This is a genomic window from Dechloromonas sp. TW-R-39-2 (assembly GCF_016864195.1).
Taxonomy (GTDB): domain Bacteria; phylum Pseudomonadota; class Gammaproteobacteria; order Burkholderiales; family Rhodocyclaceae; genus Azonexus.
The window spans coordinates 1,889,664-1,906,801 of sequence record NZ_CP045202.1 but is presented as its reverse complement, the minus strand read 5'-3'; the positions used below and the strand labels follow the sequence as shown (position 1 = coordinate 1,906,801).

Sequence of the window (17,138 nt, the reverse complement as noted above, 5' to 3'; positions counted from 1 at the left end):
TCAGGCTACCCTGCCCTACGACCCAACCGCTTAGCAATATCGGACGCGGTTGGGTTGTAGTAAACCATCGCCATCTTCGGGTTTGACCACCCGAACATCTTGCATAGATCAAGAACATCAATTTTCTGAGCAATCCATGTCGCCGCAGTATGCCGAGTGTCATGGAATGTGAACCCAGAAAGCCCAACTCTGTCTCTGTACTTTCTGAAGTTCGCATCAAGCGTAGATGATTTAAGACCTACCACAAAAAGCGGGTCATAGCCCTTGAGTTGCTCGATGACGCGCATCGCCTGGCGCGTCATCGCCACCTTTCTAATGCCGGTTTTTCTGCCGCCGGGCTTGTCGCCAACGGTGATGTAGTCGGCAGAAACCATATCCCACGTCAATCCGCATAGTTCACCTGCTCTTGCGCCAGTTCGGAGCGCCAAAAGCATAGTGCAGGCAACAGCATGAGAAACGCTTCGCACAGGGCCGCGCCGGTAATGAAGCGCACGAAGCATAGCCCTGATCTCACTTAACGAAATAACTCGCTCTCTATTCGGTGGCGGTGGCGGCCTGGCAACGTCTGAAACTGGATTTACAGAAATCCATCGCCACTCTTTTCGAGCGACCTCAAACATCGCCGACACCAATTTGAACTCACGAATTACCGTTGCCGGCTTGACTGTTTTAAGCCGAACATTCCTCCATTGAGCAAAATGCTCTGGCCCTATGTCGACCAGCAAAGTATCCACCGGCAAAAGATCCTCCATCGCCTTTAGCCGTTTTTGCTCCCGAACACCGCTCTCTTTTCCGGGAGACACCTCCTCGGAGTATCGCTTCATCATGTCCAGCAACGTGAGCTTCTGGGCGGGAGATTTTTTTGCATCACTCCGGAGTTCCACCTCACGGGCTGCCGCCCAGGCCGAAGCCTCACGCTTCGTCCGGAACACAGCAGAATCACGAACGCCTTGAACATACACCTGCGCGCGGTAACCATCCTTGTGCGGCTTGATCGATGCCATGCGTAATCCCGTGCGTAAAAAATGGGGAGTGCAGTGTATAAAACTATCGATAAATGAGCAAAATTCGTAACGCACAAAAAACAAAACCCACGTATTGACGCGGGTTTTGTTGTCATCGACTAACGGAGTAACATTATTTGGTGCCCAAGAAGGGACTCGAACCCCCACACCTTTCGGCGCCAGAACCTAAATCTGGTGCGTCTACCAATTTCGCCACTTGGGCAGGCGGCGCGGATTCTACCACTCAATCGGCTTCCACCCTATACTTGCGGCCCCATGCCAGTCGATCATTACGAAAACTTCCCCGTTGCCTCCCTGCTCGTGCCGCCGCAACTGCGTCGACCGATCGAGGTGATTTACCGTTTCGCCCGCAGCGCCGACGACATTGCCGACGAAGGCGATGCCACCGCCGGGCAACGCCTGGCCGATCTCAAGGCCTACCACAGCGAACTGGACCGGATCGGATCGGGCAGCCCGCCGCAAACGCCTTTGTTTGCCGATCTGGCCGACGTCATTCAGGCCCATCGATTGCCGATCCAGCTGTTTCGCGACCTGCTCGATGCCTTCGCTCAGGACGTGGTCAAACAGCGTTACGCCGACTATCCGGAACTGCACGACTACTGCCGCCGCTCGGCCAACCCGGTCGGTCGCCTGGTGCTGCATCTTTTTGGCCGGACCGAAGCGGAACATCTGGAGCAGTCGGACTGCATCTGTACCGCCTTGCAACTGATCAACTTCTGGCAGGATGTCGCGGTCGACTGGAAAAAAGACCGGGTTTACATTCCGCAAACCGATTTTCCGCATTTTAAGGTCAGCGAAGCCGATATCGCCGCCAGCCGCTGGTCGGCCAACTGGGCGGCATTGATGGACTTTGAAATAGATCGGGCACAGACACTGATGCTGCGCGGAGCGCCGCTGGTTCATGCCCTGCCCGGCCGGCTTGGCTGGGAAATTCGCCTGACGATTCAAGGCGGCCTGCGTATTCTCGAACGCCTGCGCCAGGTGCGCGGCGATGTTTTCAACCGCCGGCCCAAGCTCGGCAAATGGGACTGGGTCGTACTTGCCGGCCGTTCCTTTAGAATGTAGCCCCATGAGTCCAGAACAATATTGCCAGGAAAAGTGCGCCGCCAGCGGCTCCTCCTTCTATTACAGCTTCCTCTTCCTGCCGGTCGAGCGTCGCCGTGCCATCATGGCGCTGTACGCCTTCTGCCGCGAAGTGGACGATGTGGTCGATGAATGTCACGACATTTCGTTGGCCTCGACCAAGCTGGCCTGGTGGCGCCAGGAAGTCGAACGCGTCGCCGACGGCCAGCCGCAACACCCGGTTGGCCTGGCACTGAAAGAAGTCAGCAAGCAGTTCAACCTGCCGAAAGAGCAGTTGCTCGAAATCATCGACGGCATGGAGATGGACCTGCAGCAGTCGCGCTATCTCGACTTCAAGGGCCTGTCGCTCTATTGCTACCGGGTTGCCAGCGTGGTTGGCCTGCTCGCGGCCGAGATCTTCGGCTTCGAAGATCGCCAGACGCAAAAGTACGCCCACGACCTGGGCATGGCTTTCCAGCTCACCAACATTATTCGCGACATCGGCGAAGATGCCCGGCGCGGCCGCATCTATATCCCGATGGATGAACTCAAGCAATTCAACGTGCCGGCTGCCGACATTCTCAACGGTAAATATTCGGACAACTTCGTCGCCCTGATGAAGTTCCAGACCGAACGTGCCGAAAAATACTACGCCCAGGCATTTGCCCAGTTACCGGCCGTCGACCGCAAAAACCAGCGCCCCGGCCTGATCATGGCAGCCATCTACCGCACCCTGCTCGATGAAATCAAGGCCGAGAATTTCCAGGTACTGCACCAGCGCATCGCACTGACCCCGGTTCGTAAAATCTGGATTGCCTGCAAGACCTGGATGTTTGCCTGATCTGCCAATGAAAATCGCCGTCATCGGTGGTGGCTGGTCCGGCCTCGCTGCGGCTGTCGAGCTGACTACCGGCGGCGCACAAACCGTTCTATTTGAAGCTGGCCGCGTCCTCGGCGGACGGGCCAGGTCGACCCAGCTGGATGGCCGGACACTGGACAACGGCCAGCATATCCTGCTCGGTGCCTACAGCGAAACCCTGGCCCTGATGCGCCGGGTTGGTGCCGATCCTGACCAGCTGTTCGACCGTCGTCCGCTGCAAGTCATGGATAACCGCGGCTTCAGCATGGCACTGCCAAAACTCCCCGCACCGCTCAATGTGGCTTGGGGACTATTCGCGGCAAAAGGCGTCGGCCTGCGCGAAAAACTGGGCACCGCCCTATGGATGGAAGGTATCAAGCAACGAGGCTTTCGGGTCGATGCGCAACAAACCGTCGCCGAATGGCTCGATGCTGCCGGCCAAACTGGTGCCCTGCGCCAGCACCTTTGGGCGCCACTCTGCCTTGCCGCACTGAATACCACGGTCGACCGTGCTTCAGCCCAGCTTTTTGCCAATGTGTTACGCGACAGCCTGGGCAGTTCACGCCGTGCCGATACTGATTTGCTGCTGCCGCGCGTACCGTTTGGCGAACTCCTGCCCGAACCGGCCGAACACTGGTTACGCAGTCAGGGGGCCAGCCTGCGTACCGGTTGTCGCGTCGAATCAATCCTGGCCGACAGCAGCGGCATCACGCTGGATGGTGAACATTTCTCCGCCGCCATCCTGGCCACGGCACCGCAACACGCTGCCCGCCTCTGGCCGGCGATGGATGCCCATTACGATTACGAGCCAATTGCCACGGTCTACCTGCAATTCCGGCCAGAAACGAAACTCCCCTTTCCCCTGCAAAGCCTGAATGGAAAATACGGCCAATGGGTCGTCGACCGCGGCAATGGCCTGTTCGCCTGCGTACAAAGCGGCCAAGGCGACTGGACGCAACTCGATGACGCGACACTCGCAGCGCAATTGCAGTCCGAACTGGGGTTGGGTGAGCCGGCCAGCGGGTTCAGGGTCGTGCGAGAAAAGCGTGCCACTTTTTCATGCCGACCGGGCATCACGCGCCCGGCCTGTGCAAGCTCGCATCCCCGGCTGTTTCTGGCGGGCGACTACACCTGGGCAGAATATCCGGCCACCCTCGAAGGTGCGGTGCGCAGCGGCTTACGCGCTGCCCACCAGGTATTGAGTCGGTACGCCGAAGCCTGAAAAACGCTGGCTGCCAGAATCGGATCAGCGCTGACCGATACGGCTGCGGCGACGCCAGCAAGCCGGTATTTCAAGATTCGACACATCCGCCATTTCGTCGAAAAAAATCTCCCGGGCACGAGCCAGACGCTCCTGCTCGCCTTCGGCCACACCGGCGATCTGATCAAACCATTTTTGCAATGTTTTCATTTTGCTTGCTCCTAGCCATGAATCGGATGGTGAAGATTGCGTTTTTCGACAGCGCAAACTGCTGTTGGAAGCAGAATATCCGAATACTGTATAAATGTACAGTATTCGGATATTTAACTGCGCTGGGTTAACCTTGGCACCGTTATCAACCATGGGGGAAAGCGCATGAATAAAGGAAAGACCCACTGGTTACCGAATGCCGGAACAGTTGCCAGCTATGCCGGACGAAGCAGCAAAACCATCCGCAATGTCCGCGTTGTGGCCGAAGCCTGCGGTGGCCGGATGATCGTCGAAGCGATCGGACGTCAGGGCGTTGCGGTGCGGCTGACGGTCAAACAGGAAAATCTGGCGCCGCTTCAGCCCAGCCTGTTCGACTAGAGCGGGTAATCGGTCAATCAACGAACGCACGGCCAATGCGTTAATATCCGCGCCCATGAAGATTGAAGTTCGCCGCACAAAACAGTTCCTGCCCATCGCGCGCCTTGGCCTGACCGGTCTCGCCCTGCTGATTGCCGCCTGCTCGTCGAAACCACCTGTGGCTTACCGCACCGAGTCGTTCGATGCCGAATCGCCCTTCCAGTTTCACAGCGACCAGCCTTACACCATCGTTTGCGAACAGGGCAAACGCGCCCTGCTCAGCCAGGGCTATGAAGTCGAAACGATGAATGCGCAGACGATACGCGGTGCCAAGTTCTTTCAGCCGCAAGCGGATCAGCAGCTGCAACTGAAGATCAGCCTCGTCTGCCTGGGCAGCCGCAAGGGGGCGACCATCTACGCCAATGCGCTGCAAACACGTTACGAATTGAAATCGAGCGGCACCAGCACCGGCCTCAGCGTAGCCGGCATCGGCTCGGTTTCACTGCCCTGGCCGACGGACAAGGGCACGCTGGTCAAGGTCGGCGAAGAGACCGTGACTGACCCGGCGTTCTACCAGCGGCTGTTTGTCCTGATCGAGTCGCTCGACGACATCGCCGAACCTCCCGCAGCAGAAAAATCAGAGAAGTAGGCCGCCGCCCTGAATACGCAACGTCCGCGTGCAGCGGGCGGCGATCGCCTCATCGTGGGTCACCAGAATCAGGGTTGTGCCCTGACGGGCGTTCAGTTCGAACATCAGCTCGATGATTTGCTGGCCGGTTGCCGCATCGAGATTGCCGGTCGGTTCATCGGCCAGCACCAGCCTTGGTGAAGGGGCAAAAGCGCGGGCCAGCGCGACACGCTGCTGCTCACCGCCCGACAAGTGTTTCGGGTAATGCTTCAGGCGATGCGCCAGACCCACCTTTTCCAGCCATTCGCGCGCTGTCGCGGTCGACGTCTTCAAACCGGCCAATTCAAGCGGCAACATCACATTTTCCAGCGCATTGAGGGCCGGCAACAACTGGAATGACTGGAAAACGAAACCGAGCAACTTGCCGCGCTGAATCGCCCGATCATCTTCATCGAGTGCCGCCAGCGACAGGCCGTCGAGACGGATCTCGCCCGACGTCGGCACATCCAGTCCGGCCAGCAAACCCAGCAAAGTCGACTTGCCCGACCCCGAAGCCCCGACAATGGCCACCGTTTCGCCCGGCATGACCGAAAAGGAAATATCCTGCAAAATGGTCAGCGGCGTACCGCCGTTATCGACGGTCTTGCCCAGCCCAACGACTTCAACGACTGGTTCATTTTCCATGCGGCTTGCCCTTTTCCTGTTCGTCCTGCTGTTCTCCGCCCTGCCGGCCATGGCCGCCAAAAACATTCTCATCATGGGCGACTCGCTGTCGGCTGGCTATGGCATTCGACCGGAACAAGCCTGGCCTTCCCTGCTGGCCAAACGCCTGAGCGAGCAAGCCTCCGATTATAGCGTCGTCAATCTGTCAATTTCCGGCGAAACCTCGGCCGGCGGACTTTCCCGCCTAACACCGGCGCTCCAGCAGCACAAACCTGCCGTGGTGATCATTGTGCTGGGGGCCAACGATGGTTTGCGCGGCCTGCCGCTCAGCCAGATGCAAGACAACCTGGGCAAGATGGTTGATGCCTCACGCCGGGCCGGAGCGCGTATTTTGCTGATCGGCATGCGCCTGCCTCCGAATTACGGCATCTATACCCAGCAGTTCCAGCACAGTTTCGATCAACTGGCACAAAGCCGAAAAACAGCCCTGCTGCCTTTCCTGCTTGAGCCGGTCGCTGCACAAAGCACCTTTTTCCAGGCCGACAACCTGCACCCAACCGCCGAAGCACAACCCCTGCTGCTGAATCATCTCTGGCCGACCCTGCGCCCCTTGTTAAAATAGCCGAATGAACATTGTCCGCACCACGCTTGCCGAAATGGCCGCATTCGACGAAATCATCGATGTGCGCTCGCCCGCCGAATTTGCCGAAGACCACATTCCCGGAGCCATCAACTGCCCGGTTCTGGATAACGAACAGCGCATCCAGGTCGGCACGCTCTACAAGCAGGTGTCCCCTTTCGAGGCCAAGAAAATCGGGGCTGCGCTGGTTGCCGAAAACATCGGACGGCATCTGCGCGAGCGCTTTCTCGACAAGCCCAAAGACTGGAAGCCCCTGATCTGTTGCTGGCGCGGCGGCAATCGCAGTGGCTCGATGACCACCATTTTCCGAGCCATCGGCTGGAAAGCCTGCCAACTGGAAGGGGGTTACAAAACCTACCGCAGCCACGTTATCGCCGAACTGGAAAAGCTGCCGGCCACCTTCCGCTTCAAGGTCATCTGCGGACCGACCGGCAGCGCCAAGACGCGCATCCTGCAAGCCATTGGCCATCTGGGTGAGCAAATTCTCGACCTGGAAGGCCTGGCCAGTCATAAAGGTTCGGTACTCGGTGTGTTGCCCGGCGAACCGCAACCCAGCCAGAAATGGTTTGAAACCAGCCTGCTCCTCGCCTTGCAAAAACTAGATCAGAGCCGGCCGGTTTATGTTGAAGCCGAAAGCCGGAAAATCGGCAACCTGCATTTGCCGCAAGCCGTGATCGATGGCATCCGCGGCGGCCAATGCCTGAGCATCGAAGCCAGCCTGGCCGCCCGCGTTCGCTTCCTGCTGGTCGATTACGACTATTTCCTGACGCTGCCCGACTTGCTCGTCCAGCGACTCGACGTCCTCCAGGGCCTGCAAAGCCGGGAGACACTCACCCGCTGGCATGAACTGGTGCGCGCCGGCGATTGGCAACCATTGGTTGAACAATTGCTTGAACAGCATTACGACCCGCTTTACCGCCGCTCGCAAAACCACAACTTCGGCGGCTTGGACAAACCGACTGTTTTTGCGTCGGATGACCTTTCGCCAGCCGGCATTCAATCTCTGGCAGAACGGATCGCTCAGTCGCAGACGGCACAAACCGACTGACGCATTGCCGGCTTGGGCGCTGCGGTCAACCCTTCGGCAAAGGCCAATTCGCGTAAACCGGCGTCGGCAACCCGTTGGCGCAATTCGCCCGGCTGAAGCAAGAAATCCGGATTCGATGGTTTGCCATAAATCTCGTTGCCGAGCATGAAAGTGTCGTAAATCAGAACGCCGCCCGGTGCGAGCAGTGCCATGACATCACTCAAACGGGCGCGCCACAGGTAATTCGTCACCACGATTCCGTCAAACCGCTGGCCCTCCAACGGCCAGGCCTCCCCTTCAAGGTTCATTTCCTGCACGACAACGCCCGGCACATCACGTAAAGCAGCCAGCGCACCGGCATCGCGATCGACAGCCAGAACGGAATACCCAAGTGCCGCCAGGAAACGGCTGTGTCGCCCGCTGCCACAAGCCAGATCGAGCACCCGGCCATTCACCGGAATATGCCTGGCAAAGCGCTCAACCCACGGCGAGGGGCGTATCATTTCGGAGATTTCATTCACGGAGGCTGTCATGTCAGGTTTGGTCGTCGTAACGGAAAATGGATTGGGAAGATACCAGCAGGAAGTGCGTGCCGGCCAGCACCGCCTGATTGCCGACGAACCGACCGACATGGGCGGCGCCGATGCAGGCCCGGCACCGTTCGATTTCCTGATGTCCGGTCTGGGCGCATGCACCTCGATGACCCTGCGCATGTACGCCGAGCGCAAGGATTTGCCGCTTACCGGTATCCAGGTCGAACTGAGCCATGAAAAAATCGAGATCGACGGCAGCAAGCGCGATCAAATCAACCGGACAATCAAGCTCGATGGCCCGCTAAGCCAGGAACAGCGTCAGCGCTTACTTGAGATTGCCGGCAAATGTCCGGTTCACCGCGCGCTTTCCGGCTCGATCATGCTCCCTTGCAAGCTGGCCGAATAGTCCTTTATCCCTACGTGAAACATGGATTCAATCATCAATTTGTGCTAGGATTGTGCACTGCACAATAACAGCCTAAACAAGGGGCTCACCATGCTGGAACAGCACTATCTGACTGCTCTTTTCGAACCGAAATCGGTCGCCGTGATTGGCGCATCCGATCGTGAAAACTCGGTTGGCAACGTCATTTTCAAAAACATTCTCGGCTCGGGTTACAAAGGCCGTCTCTACGCGATCAATCCAAAGCACGAAACGATTCAGGGTCAGCCGGCCTACAAATCGATCGAGGAAATCGGTGCCCGCGTCGAAATGGCGATCATCGCCACCCGCCCGCAAACCGTACCACAGATCATCGAACAATGCGGCCGCAGTGGCGTACGCAACGCCATCGTGATTGCCTCGGGCTTCTCTGAAGCCGGCCACATCGGTGCGGCGCTGGAACGCAAGGTGCTGGAAATTGCCCGTTCCTACAATGTTCGCATCCTGGGCCCGAACTGCCTCGGCATCATTCGCCCGGAACTCGGCCTCAACGCCACCTTCACCAAGATTACCGCCAACCCGGGCAACCTCGCCCTCGTCTCGCAGTCCGGCGCCATGTGCTCCGCCGTACTCGACTGGGCCAAGGCCAACCAGGTCGGTTTCTCCTCGGTGATTTCGCTGGGCATGACAGCCGACGTCGATTTTGGCGAAATTCTCGATTACCTGATCTACGACAGCCGCACGCACTACATCCTGATGTACGTCGAAGGCATCCGTAACGCCCGCCGCTTCATGAGCGCCCTGCGCTCGGCCGCGCGCATCAAGCCGATCATCCTGCTCAAGGCTGGCCGCCACGAAGCGGGCGCCATGGCCACCGCCACCCACTCCGGCATGGCCGCCGTCTCCGATACCGTATTCGATGCCGCCGTGCGCCGTGCCGGCGTGGTCCGCGTCCAGAACGTCGGCCAACTGTTCTACGCCGCCAAGGCACTGGCCTCGAAATTCCGTCCGCAGGGCAATCGCCTGGCGATCATCACCAATGGTGGTGGACCGGGTGCGATGGCAGCCGACCGCGCCGGCGACCTTGGTATTCCGCTGGCCCAGTTGTCGAACGAGACCATGGCGGCGCTGAACAAGGTTCTGCCCAACACCTGGTCGCACAGCAACCCGATCGACATCGCCGGCGATGCAACGCCGGAGCGTTATCGCGAAACCATTCTCGCCGTGACTCAGGACCCTGGCGTCGACAGCACGCTAGTCATGCTCTCGCCGCAGGCCATGACCGAACCGATGGAAGTCGCCAAGGCGATCATCGAAGTCGCCGACAAGCTGAATCGTTCGCTGATCTGCTGCTGGATGGGCGAAGAGCAAGTCGCTGCGGCCCGCAAACTGCTCGAAGATGCCGGCATCCCGGCCTTCCGCATGCCGGAAACGGCCATTGAGCTGTTCCACCACATCTCCAAGTATTACCGCAACCAGAAGCTGCTGCTGCAAACGCCGGAGCCGACCCGCCAGCACGGCCGTCCGGAAGCCGAAGGCGCCAAGATGCTGATCGAGGCCCTGCTCGCCGAGCGCCGCAAGGTGCTTTCCGAAATGGAGTCCAAGGCCATCCTGCGCGCCTTCAAGGTACCAGTGGCGCAGACCATGGTGGCCCGCACGGCGACCGAAGCCCTGCTGCTGGCCGAGCAGATCGGTTTCCCAATTGCGATGAAGGTCGACTCCCCGGACCTGCCACACAAGTCCGATGCCGGCGGCGTGCGTCTCAACATCGTCAATGCGCCGGCTGTGCGCAATGCCTACCACGACATCATCGACACGGTCAGCAAGCGCCATCCGAATGCCAAGATCAACGGCGTTTCGATCGAACCCTTCCTGTCCCGCCCGAATGGCCGCGAACTGATGATCGGCGTTTTCCGCGACCCGATCTTCGGGCCGGTCATCACTTTCGGTGCCGGCGGTTTCGACGTCGAAATTTTCAGCGACCGCTCGGTTGCCCTGCCGCCGCTGAACAAATTCCTGGCCAAGGATCTGATCGACTCGACGCGTGCGTCGAAAATCCTCGACCAATTCCACAACATGCCGCCGGTCGACCGCGAAGCGATCAAGGAAGTCCTGCTTTGCATCTCGGAAATGGTCTGCGAACTGCCGTGGATCATGGAGCTCGACCTGAACCCGCTGATCGTCGATGAAAACGGGGCCATCGCTGCCGATGCCCGTATCGTCATCGACCATGCCGCCGGCGCCAGTGGCGACCGCTACGCCCACATGTCGATCTATCCCTACCCGGTGCACCTGATCCAGGAATGGCAGATGAACGACGGCAAGGTCGTCACCATCCGCCCGATCCGTCCGGAAGATGCCGACATGGAGCAGGAATTCGTCAAGAACATGTCCGACGAATCGCGCTACTACCGCTTCATGGATACCTTGCGCGAACTGACCCAGACGATGCTGGTCCGCTTCACGCAGATCGACTATGACCGCGAAATGGCGCTGGTGGCCACGCTGCCGGACGAAGATGGCAAGGAACAGCAAATGGGCGTCGCCCGCTACGTCGTCAATCCGGATGGCGAATCGGTCGAATTCGCGCTGGCCGTCGGCGATGGCTGGCAGAAGTGCGGCGTCGGCCGCAAGCTGATGACGGCGCTGATCGAATGTGCCCGAATGAAGGGTTATCGTGCCGTGGTCGGTGATGTCTTGTCGACCAACAGCAAGATGTTCCGCCTGATGACCAGCCTTGGCTTTACCATCCATCCGCACCCGGACGACACTGCCGTCAAGCGCGTCGTCAAGCCGCTGACCGGCTAAACAGGAAGGTAGGAAGCCCCAAAAGCCCGATGAAATTCATCGGGCTTTTTCATTTTCAAGGCTCAGACAGCAGCATCCTGGCGGCTGCCTGCGGCGTGCAGTTGATGCAGCAGATTTTCCAGGGCCCGGGCGAAACCGGGCAGATCGGTCAATGGACTTTGCCGGACTCGTACCGGCAAGGACTGTCGCATCGCTTTCAGTGCCGACGTCGATTCAGCCAGACGAACCGCTTTGTCGACATAGTCGTCAATCGAATCGGCGATCAGTTCATCAAGACCCAGCGGGCTGACAATAGTCGCGCTCATCCGTGAATGCAGCGCGTCACCGGCCAGGCAAATCAGCGGCACACCGGCAAAAAGCGTATCGAAGGTGGTGGTTCCCCCATTGCAGGGAAAGGGGTCCAGCGCGATATCGATGTCGCGGAAACGGGCGTGATATTCCTCGGATGAAATATTGGCCAGTATGTGCAGACGTTCGCTCGCGATGCCATGCTCGGCAAAACGCTGGTTCACAATATCGAAATAACGCTCATCCTGACTGTTGACCGCAAGAAACAGACGCGAATCAGGCACACGGTGCAGAATCCGCGACCAGGCCGCGACGCAGCCTGGACTGACCTTGCGGAAATTATTCAGGCTGCCGAAGCTGATTCGACCATTCTGCTCAAAAGGATGCTGCGAGCTATCCCCCGCAAAAACCTGGCTTGCTTCGCGCACGCAGTGGCAACCCGGCAAATCGACCGCCACGGCTTGTTCGCTGCACCATTCACCACGCAACAGCACGGGGTCGGAAGGGGCCAGGATGTAATCCATCGCCCGGATACCCGTCGTTCCTGTCGAACCCAGCCAACTGATCTGGACCGGCGCCGGCCTGCGCGCGAAAAGAGGCAAGCGGTTACCGGCGGTGTGACCGGAAAGATCGATCAGAATATCGATGCCATCCTGGCGAATCAGTGCGGCGACCGCATCGTCGCCCAAGGCGGCAATCGCATGCCAGGCACGAACCTGCGTTTTTGCCTGTTCGGAAAAGGCATCGGGCAATGTCGCATTGTCATAGACGAAGTGCTCGCAGCGATTGGCATCGAAGCACGCCAGCATCGGAATCACGAAGAGACCAACCGGGTGTCGGCGCAAATCGGCACTCACCCAACCGATGCGCAATTTATTTGATCGAGCCGTAAGGGGCTGTGGCAGCGCTTCTGCCGGAGGCAGCCTAGCCTCGAAAGCACGCGCCTCGGCCAGGATATCCTGCGCACTGACACGATCGGAGTGCAACATGGCCCAGAGCAGGTTGGATGCATCGTCGATCCGATGCGGCGAACCGGCCAGCACCTGCCTGAAAAGCCGAATGGCACTATCCGCCTCGCCATTCAAGCCATGAGCCGAAGCCAGCGCACTCAATGCGGCTGGACTATCCGGCTGCAGACCGAGCAGATGATTGGCTGCGGCCTGGCTTTTCTGCCATTGCCCTTGACGGGCATAGGCAACGATCAGATTGCTCCAGGCAGCGAGATTTTCCGGATTGCAGCGCAGCGCGGTTTCTAGATTTTCCTGGGCGATATCGAATTGATTGCGCAGCGAAAAAACCAGGCCCAAACCAACATACAACTCATCGGTCGCAAGACCGTATTCATGGGCCGTCGCATAAGCTTCGATCGCCTGCGACCACTGGCCGGCCTGAGCCAGCGACAAACCGAGATTGCGGTAAGCCTGCGGGTCGCGGCTACCGAGTGCGATGACCCGTTGCCATAATTCAACCGCGTCTAGCCAGCGTCCGGCGGCGGCAAGTGCCTGTGCCTCGTTGAACAGCGAGTTTTTATCTGCCAATTTTTTTCCTGGGAATCCGGAATATTTTCGACAACAAAAAAGCCAGTCAATCGACTGGCTTTCTGTCCTGGAATTTCGTGGGCGGTTTTTATTCGCCGAAAAAATTCACATCGTACGGGTAAGACTTCTGCGGCACCTTGGAAGCGGCATTGCGCGTCGAGGTATCGACATCCTGTTTTTTGTCCCACCACAGAGCGCGCCCGGCCTTTTGATCTTCAACCCAGGCCGGATTCTTTTCCAGTTGTTCGTTCATCCACTTCGTGTGATCAGACACGTAGCTCGTATTTACGTCACCCATTTGGCTGCTTTCCTCAAGCTGATCGAGACAATTCCGCGATTCTAGCACGTCAGTGGAAGACGATGGGGCGTGCCATGCCGGTGCAGTAATGATCGAGAAAGGCATCGATGGTTTCTTCGTCACGCGATGCTTCAGGGATTTCTTCCATCGCATGCCTGAAGTGCCAGGCCAATGGTCCCTGCAAGTACAGAGTTCGCAACGCTTCCTTGTCGAATAGTTCAAAACCCTGTTGCGCCGGGTAGGCCAGAATCCAGAAGTGGGCACTGCTGTAAATGACGTTCATCACACACCTCCATGATGGCGACTTGCCTGAGTGTATCTACGTCACCCGCCACGAATTCTGTAGCGCCAATGATCAGGAAAAATGCTTTTCCCGCACCGTCGGAATACAGCGAAAGGCGGCTGCACGACAGCAATTTTGAACTTTTCACGCATAATGCCTTCTTGACTGAAAACACCTGACAGCGCACCGCTTTGATCAAGCCGAGTTCCAACTCACCTGATGACTTGAACCATCGTCCGCCGGACACGATGGATGAACGCGTGCTGCTCGAAAAATACATGCCGCTGGTCAAGCGCGTCGCATCGGCACTCAACCAGATGAAGCCGGCCTTTCTCGATCAAAGCGACGTCATTCAGGATGGCATGATCGGCTTGCTGCGGGCGATTCGTTCGAACCGTCTCGATGCCGGCGAAGCCCAGTTCGCCAAATTCGCCGGGATCAATATTCGCGGGGCAATCATTGACGGCTACCGCGCCGTGGGCGGCATGTCGCGACACGAATACGACAAGGCCAAGCAAACACGCCAGGCGGTTACCGAGGGACGCGAAGTCTCGCCTGAAGAGCTTGCCAGAGCCGATGAAATGCTCAATATGGCCTGGCGGCCTGCGTTGAATATTGGTGATGAGTCACCGGATGAATTCAGCGTGGCCGACCCGCAGCCCGGGCCTGAGCAACGGGCCGAAGCCAACCAGTTGTTGCGCCGCGCCGTCGATCAACTGCAACAGACGCCGGTCCGCGATCGAACCATTTTCATTGCCTGCGAACTGCATGGCGAAAAACACAGCGAAGTCGCACACCGCTTCGAGTTGTCGAGCGGACGCGTTTCGCAAATCCTGCACCAGGTTCGCCAGGAAATCCTCAAGGCCATTGCCTGACTTTTTCACATCAAAACAGCCAACAGCGGAGACAAACCATGCCGTCACTTCTACCCCAACCCGATCCCCAAGGCTTGCTTGAGTACTCGGTGGTCTACACCGACCGCGCACTCAACCACATGTCGCAGCGCTTCCAGGGCGTCATGAAAGACATTTCGCGGATCTTGAAAAAGGTTTACAACGCCCAGGCGGCCATCGTCGTGCCTGGCAGCGGCACCTTCGGCATGGAAGCAGTTGCCCGCCAGTTCGCCACCGACCAGAAAGTCATGGTCATCCGCAATGGCTGGTTCAGCTTCCGTTGGACGCAGATTTTCGACATGGGCCGGATTCCGGCTGAAAGCATCGTACTCAAGGCCCGCCAGACCGGCAGCGGCAGTCAGGCACCGTTCGCACCCGCGCCGATCGACGAAGTCGTCGCGACCATTCGCCGGGAAAAGCCGGCCGTGGTCTTTGCTCCGCACGTCGAAACCGCCTCCGGCATGATGCTGCCCGACAATTACCTGCAAGCCGTCAGCGCAGCGGTTCGCGCGGTCGACGGCCTTTTTGTGCTCGATTGCATCGCCTCCGGCACAGTCTGGGTCGACATGCAGGCCAACGGGGTCGATGTGCTGATCAGTGCACCGCAGAAAGGCTGGAGCGGCTCGCCGTGCTGCGCGCTGGTCATGCTCGGCGAACGCGCCCGCACCAGGATAGAAACAACGACGAGCAGCAGCTTTGCCTGCGACCTGAAGAAATGGCTGCAGATCATGGAAGCCTTCGAGAACGGCGGCCACGCCTATCACGCCACGATGCCGACCGATGCGCTGGCGACGATGCGCGACGTGATGCTCGAAACCGAAGCCTATGGCTTTGACAAGGTTTGTGCCGAACAACACGAACTCGGCCGCCAGGTACGCGCCCTGCTCGAAAGCCGCGGCTTCCCCAGCGTTGCCGCAGCAGGTTTCCAGGCGCCAGGGGTCGTCGTCAGCTACACCAGCGACGCTGATATCCAGTCGTGCAAGAAATTCCTCAACATCGGCCTGCAGACTGCCGCCGGCGTACCGCTGCAATGCGATGAACCCGCCGATTTCCGGACCTTCCGCATCGGCCTGTTCGGGCTGGACAAACTGCACAACCCGGAACGCACGGTCGCTTCGCTGGCCCAGGCCCTCGACCAACTGGGCTGAGGCACACGGGGTGAAGATTGCGGTCGACTCGCAAATTCACCCTATTTTCGACCGGATCGGCAACACGGTAAAACATTCTTGACGCAACGCACTGACATGAAAAATTCAAGCAGACTGGTATTGGCAACGGCAATTGCAGCGCTGGCTGGCGGCGGATATTGGTACGCGAATACCTCCAAGGCCAACTCGACCCCCCAGCCCAAAGTCGCCGCCCCAGTTCCGGTCGCAGTTGCAACGGCACAGACCGGCGAAATGCCTATCCTGTTCGGCACAGTGGGTCGCGCCGAAGCCTACGAAGGCGTCACGCTCAAATCACGAATCGATGGCCAGGTACTCTCCGTGGCCTATACCGAAGGCCAGCAAGTCAAGCAGGGCGATGTCCTGATCCGGCTCGACCCGGCCGATTTCAATGCCAAGGCGATGCAAGCCGAAGCCCTGCTGGCCAAGGATCAGGCCCAGTTGAGCAAAGCCCATGCCGATGTCGAACGCTACCTGGCCCTCAAAGCCAAGGGATTCGTCTCCGATGAAAAGGTCAACGAAATTCGCACCAGCGAGGCAGCGGCAGCGGCCACCGTACAAGCCGACAAGGCAGCGCTCGAACTGGCTCGCCTGCAACTCTCATATGCCACCATCCGCGCGCCCTTCTCCGGCGTCATCGGTGCCCGCCTCGTCTTCCCCGGTTCATCAGTCAAGACCAACGACACGGCGCTGGCTGTGGTCAATCGGGTCAATCCGCTCTATGTCACTTTTTCGGTACCCGAAAAGCTGCTGCCCAAACTGCGCCTGGCGATGAGTCAGGGACCGATGAAGGTACAGGTCAACTTGCCCGGTAACAAGGAACAAAAGCTGGAAGGCACCGCCAAATTCATCGATAACGCGGTCGACGCCGCGAATGGCACGATTTTGATGAAAGCCATCCTGGACAACAAGGACGGCAAACTGACGCCGGGTCAGTTTCTCAATGTCGGCATGACACTCGACAAGCTGGCCGACGCGGTATTGATCCCGAACGAAGCCATCCAGCAAGGCGCCGAGGGCAATTTCCTCTACGTCGTCAAACCGGACAATACGGCCGAGGTACGAAAAATCGAGGTCATCTCGACCTATCAGGGCATGTCGGCCATTACCCAGGGCATCGCCGCCGGGGACAAGGTGGTTACCGATGGCCAGCTCCGCCTGACACCGGGTGCAACAATCAAGGCACGGCAGGAAAAAACGGCTGAAGCAGCCAGCCCGGCCACGCCGGCAGCAGCACCGACACCCGCCTCCAGCCCGGCCCCGAGCGCACGCTGAAG

The 17,138-nt window shown here is 58.8% G+C and carries 19 protein-coding genes and 1 tRNA gene; 12 read left to right on the top strand and 8 right to left on the bottom strand.

What is annotated here, in order from left to right:
- Positions 1-5: 5 nt before the first annotated feature.
- Positions 6-1,004 carry a site-specific integrase gene (locus GBK02_RS09015; RefSeq protein WP_203466350.1) on the bottom strand — a complete coding sequence of 333 codons (999 nt, stop codon included), beginning with the start codon at positions 1,002-1,004 and terminating at the stop codon, positions 6-8.
- Positions 1,005-1,142: 138 nt separating this feature from the next.
- Positions 1,143-1,227 (bottom strand) — tRNA-Leu (locus tag GBK02_RS09010).
- Between the two features lie 53 nt (positions 1,228-1,280).
- Between GBK02_RS09010 and hpnC the strand changes: the two genes are divergently transcribed.
- The 3 genes from hpnC to hpnE are packed head-to-tail and all read left to right on the top strand — an operon-like array spanning position 1,281 to position 4,168.
- Positions 1,281-2,090 carry a squalene synthase HpnC gene (gene hpnC, locus GBK02_RS09005; protein WP_203466349.1) on the top strand — a complete coding sequence of 270 codons (810 nt, stop codon included), beginning with the start codon at positions 1,281-1,283 and terminating at the stop codon, positions 2,088-2,090.
- Positions 2,091-2,094: 4 nt separating this feature from the next.
- A complete protein-coding gene (gene hpnD, locus GBK02_RS09000; protein WP_203466348.1) occupies positions 2,095-2,928 on the top strand; it encodes a presqualene diphosphate synthase HpnD in 834 nt (277 codons plus the stop codon).
- Positions 2,929-2,935: 7 nt separating this feature from the next.
- The gene (hpnE, locus tag GBK02_RS08995) at positions 2,936-4,168 is read left to right on the top strand and encodes a hydroxysqualene dehydroxylase HpnE (protein WP_203466347.1); all 1,233 of its coding nucleotides are present in this window, start codon (positions 2,936-2,938) and stop codon (positions 4,166-4,168) included.
- A 24-nt stretch (positions 4,169-4,192) separates the two neighbouring features.
- Here hpnE and GBK02_RS08990 read toward each other — a convergent pair whose 3' ends face one another.
- Positions 4,193-4,357, bottom strand: coding sequence for a hypothetical protein (locus GBK02_RS08990; protein WP_203466346.1), 165 nt, complete (start codon positions 4,355-4,357; stop codon positions 4,193-4,195).
- A 165-nt stretch (positions 4,358-4,522) separates the two neighbouring features.
- Here GBK02_RS08990 and GBK02_RS08985 point away from each other — a divergent pair, with 165 nt between their 5' ends.
- Both GBK02_RS08985 and GBK02_RS08980 read left to right on the top strand, forming a co-directional pair.
- Positions 4,523-4,735, top strand: a complete 213-nt coding sequence (locus tag GBK02_RS08985; protein WP_203466345.1) for a hypothetical protein — start codon at positions 4,523-4,525, stop codon at positions 4,733-4,735.
- Between the two features lie 55 nt (positions 4,736-4,790).
- The gene (locus GBK02_RS08980) at positions 4,791-5,363 is read left to right on the top strand and encodes a DUF2242 domain-containing protein (RefSeq protein WP_203466344.1); all 573 of its coding nucleotides are present in this window, start codon (positions 4,791-4,793) and stop codon (positions 5,361-5,363) included.
- Here GBK02_RS08980 and GBK02_RS08975 read toward each other — a convergent pair.
- Complete coding sequence (locus GBK02_RS08975) at positions 5,352-6,026, bottom strand: ABC transporter ATP-binding protein (RefSeq protein WP_203466343.1); 675 nt, start codon at positions 6,024-6,026, stop codon at positions 5,352-5,354. The genes GBK02_RS08980 and GBK02_RS08975 overlap by 12 nt on opposite strands.
- Here GBK02_RS08975 and GBK02_RS08970 point away from each other — a divergent pair.
- Both GBK02_RS08970 and mnmH read left to right on the top strand, forming a co-directional pair.
- Entirely contained in the window at positions 6,025-6,627 is a 603-nt protein-coding gene (locus GBK02_RS08970) for an arylesterase (RefSeq protein WP_203466342.1), read from the top strand. The genes GBK02_RS08975 and GBK02_RS08970 overlap by 2 nt on opposite strands.
- Positions 6,628-6,631: 4 nt before the next feature.
- A complete protein-coding gene (gene mnmH / locus GBK02_RS08965; protein ID WP_203466341.1) occupies positions 6,632-7,693 on the top strand; it encodes a tRNA 2-selenouridine(34) synthase MnmH in 1,062 nt (353 codons plus the stop codon).
- Here mnmH and GBK02_RS08960 read toward each other — a convergent pair.
- Positions 7,666-8,193, bottom strand: coding sequence for a class I SAM-dependent methyltransferase (locus GBK02_RS08960; RefSeq protein ID WP_371810485.1), 528 nt, complete (start codon positions 8,191-8,193; stop codon positions 7,666-7,668). The two genes, mnmH and GBK02_RS08960, sit on opposite strands and share 28 nt — an antisense overlap.
- A 10-nt stretch (positions 8,194-8,203) precedes the next feature.
- Here GBK02_RS08960 and GBK02_RS08955 point away from each other — a divergent pair, with 10 nt between their 5' ends.
- Both GBK02_RS08955 and GBK02_RS08950 read left to right on the top strand, forming a co-directional pair.
- Complete coding sequence (locus GBK02_RS08955) at positions 8,204-8,611, top strand: OsmC family protein (RefSeq protein ID WP_203466339.1); 408 nt, start codon at positions 8,204-8,206, stop codon at positions 8,609-8,611.
- Positions 8,612-8,701: 90 nt separating this feature from the next.
- On the top strand, positions 8,702-11,395 hold the full coding sequence (locus GBK02_RS08950; RefSeq protein ID WP_203466338.1) for a bifunctional acetate--CoA ligase family protein/GNAT family N-acetyltransferase: 2,694 nt from the start codon (positions 8,702-8,704) through the stop codon (positions 11,393-11,395).
- Positions 11,396-11,457: 62 nt separating this feature from the next.
- On the opposite strand, the gene GBK02_RS08945 is transcribed toward GBK02_RS08950, so the two are convergent.
- From GBK02_RS08945 to GBK02_RS08935, 3 genes are all read right to left on the bottom strand, one after another.
- Positions 11,458-13,221 (bottom strand): tetratricopeptide repeat protein, encoded by a 1,764-nt coding sequence (locus GBK02_RS08945; RefSeq protein ID WP_203466337.1) that lies wholly within the window; start codon positions 13,219-13,221, stop codon positions 11,458-11,460.
- Between the two features lie 88 nt (positions 13,222-13,309).
- On the bottom strand, positions 13,310-13,519 hold the full coding sequence (locus GBK02_RS08940; protein ID WP_203466336.1) for a DUF3460 family protein: 210 nt from the start codon (positions 13,517-13,519) through the stop codon (positions 13,310-13,312).
- A 49-nt stretch (positions 13,520-13,568) separates the two neighbouring features.
- Positions 13,569-13,802: a DUF3567 family protein gene (locus GBK02_RS08935; RefSeq protein WP_203466335.1), complete on the bottom strand. Its 234-nt coding sequence runs from the start codon at positions 13,800-13,802 to the stop codon at positions 13,569-13,571.
- A gap of 224 nt (positions 13,803-14,026) precedes the next feature.
- Here GBK02_RS08935 and GBK02_RS08930 point away from each other — a divergent pair, with 224 nt between their 5' ends.
- The 3 genes from GBK02_RS08930 to GBK02_RS08920 all read left to right on the top strand — a co-directional run bounded on the left by GBK02_RS08930 (position 14,027) and on the right by GBK02_RS08920 (position 17,136).
- Positions 14,027-14,677 (top strand): sigma-70 family RNA polymerase sigma factor, encoded by a 651-nt coding sequence (locus tag GBK02_RS08930; RefSeq protein ID WP_203466334.1) that lies wholly within the window; start codon positions 14,027-14,029, stop codon positions 14,675-14,677.
- Between the two features lie 38 nt (positions 14,678-14,715).
- Positions 14,716-15,843, top strand: a complete 1,128-nt coding sequence (locus tag GBK02_RS08925) for an aminotransferase class V-fold PLP-dependent enzyme (RefSeq protein ID WP_203466333.1) — start codon at positions 14,716-14,718, stop codon at positions 15,841-15,843.
- A gap of 96 nt (positions 15,844-15,939) precedes the next feature.
- Positions 15,940-17,136, top strand: coding sequence for an efflux RND transporter periplasmic adaptor subunit (locus GBK02_RS08920; RefSeq protein ID WP_203466332.1), 1,197 nt, complete (start codon positions 15,940-15,942; stop codon positions 17,134-17,136).
- The last annotated feature ends 2 nt before the right edge of the window (positions 17,137-17,138 follow it).

Coding starts and splice junctions, on each gene's coding strand:
- GBK02_RS09015 (WP_203466350.1), bottom strand. CDS start 1,004: ATGGCATCGATCAAGCCGCACAAGGATGGTTACCGCGCGCAGGTGTAT.
- hpnC (WP_203466349.1), top strand. CDS start 1,281: ATGCCAGTCGATCATTACGAAAACTTCCCCGTTGCCTCCCTGCTCGTG.
- hpnD (WP_203466348.1), top strand. CDS start 2,095: ATGAGTCCAGAACAATATTGCCAGGAAAAGTGCGCCGCCAGCGGCTCC.
- hpnE (WP_203466347.1), top strand. CDS start 2,936: ATGAAAATCGCCGTCATCGGTGGTGGCTGGTCCGGCCTCGCTGCGGCT.
- GBK02_RS08990 (WP_203466346.1), bottom strand. CDS start 4,357: ATGAAAACATTGCAAAAATGGTTTGATCAGATCGCCGGTGTGGCCGAA.
- GBK02_RS08985 (WP_203466345.1), top strand. CDS start 4,523: ATGAATAAAGGAAAGACCCACTGGTTACCGAATGCCGGAACAGTTGCC.
- GBK02_RS08980 (WP_203466344.1), top strand. CDS start 4,791: ATGAAGATTGAAGTTCGCCGCACAAAACAGTTCCTGCCCATCGCGCGC.
- GBK02_RS08970 (WP_203466342.1), top strand. CDS start 6,025: ATGCGGCTTGCCCTTTTCCTGTTCGTCCTGCTGTTCTCCGCCCTGCCG.
- GBK02_RS08975 (WP_203466343.1), bottom strand. CDS start 6,026: ATGGAAAATGAACCAGTCGTTGAAGTCGTTGGGCTGGGCAAGACCGTC.
- mnmH (WP_203466341.1), top strand. CDS start 6,632: ATGAACATTGTCCGCACCACGCTTGCCGAAATGGCCGCATTCGACGAA.
- GBK02_RS08955 (WP_203466339.1), top strand. CDS start 8,204: ATGTCAGGTTTGGTCGTCGTAACGGAAAATGGATTGGGAAGATACCAG.
- GBK02_RS08950 (WP_203466338.1), top strand. CDS start 8,702: ATGCTGGAACAGCACTATCTGACTGCTCTTTTCGAACCGAAATCGGTC.
- GBK02_RS08940 (WP_203466336.1), bottom strand. CDS start 13,519: ATGGGTGACGTAAATACGAGCTACGTGTCTGATCACACGAAGTGGATG.
- GBK02_RS08935 (WP_203466335.1), bottom strand. CDS start 13,802: ATGAACGTCATTTACAGCAGTGCCCACTTCTGGATTCTGGCCTACCCG.
- GBK02_RS08925 (WP_203466333.1), top strand. CDS start 14,716: ATGCCGTCACTTCTACCCCAACCCGATCCCCAAGGCTTGCTTGAGTAC.
- GBK02_RS08920 (WP_203466332.1), top strand. CDS start 15,940: ATGAAAAATTCAAGCAGACTGGTATTGGCAACGGCAATTGCAGCGCTG.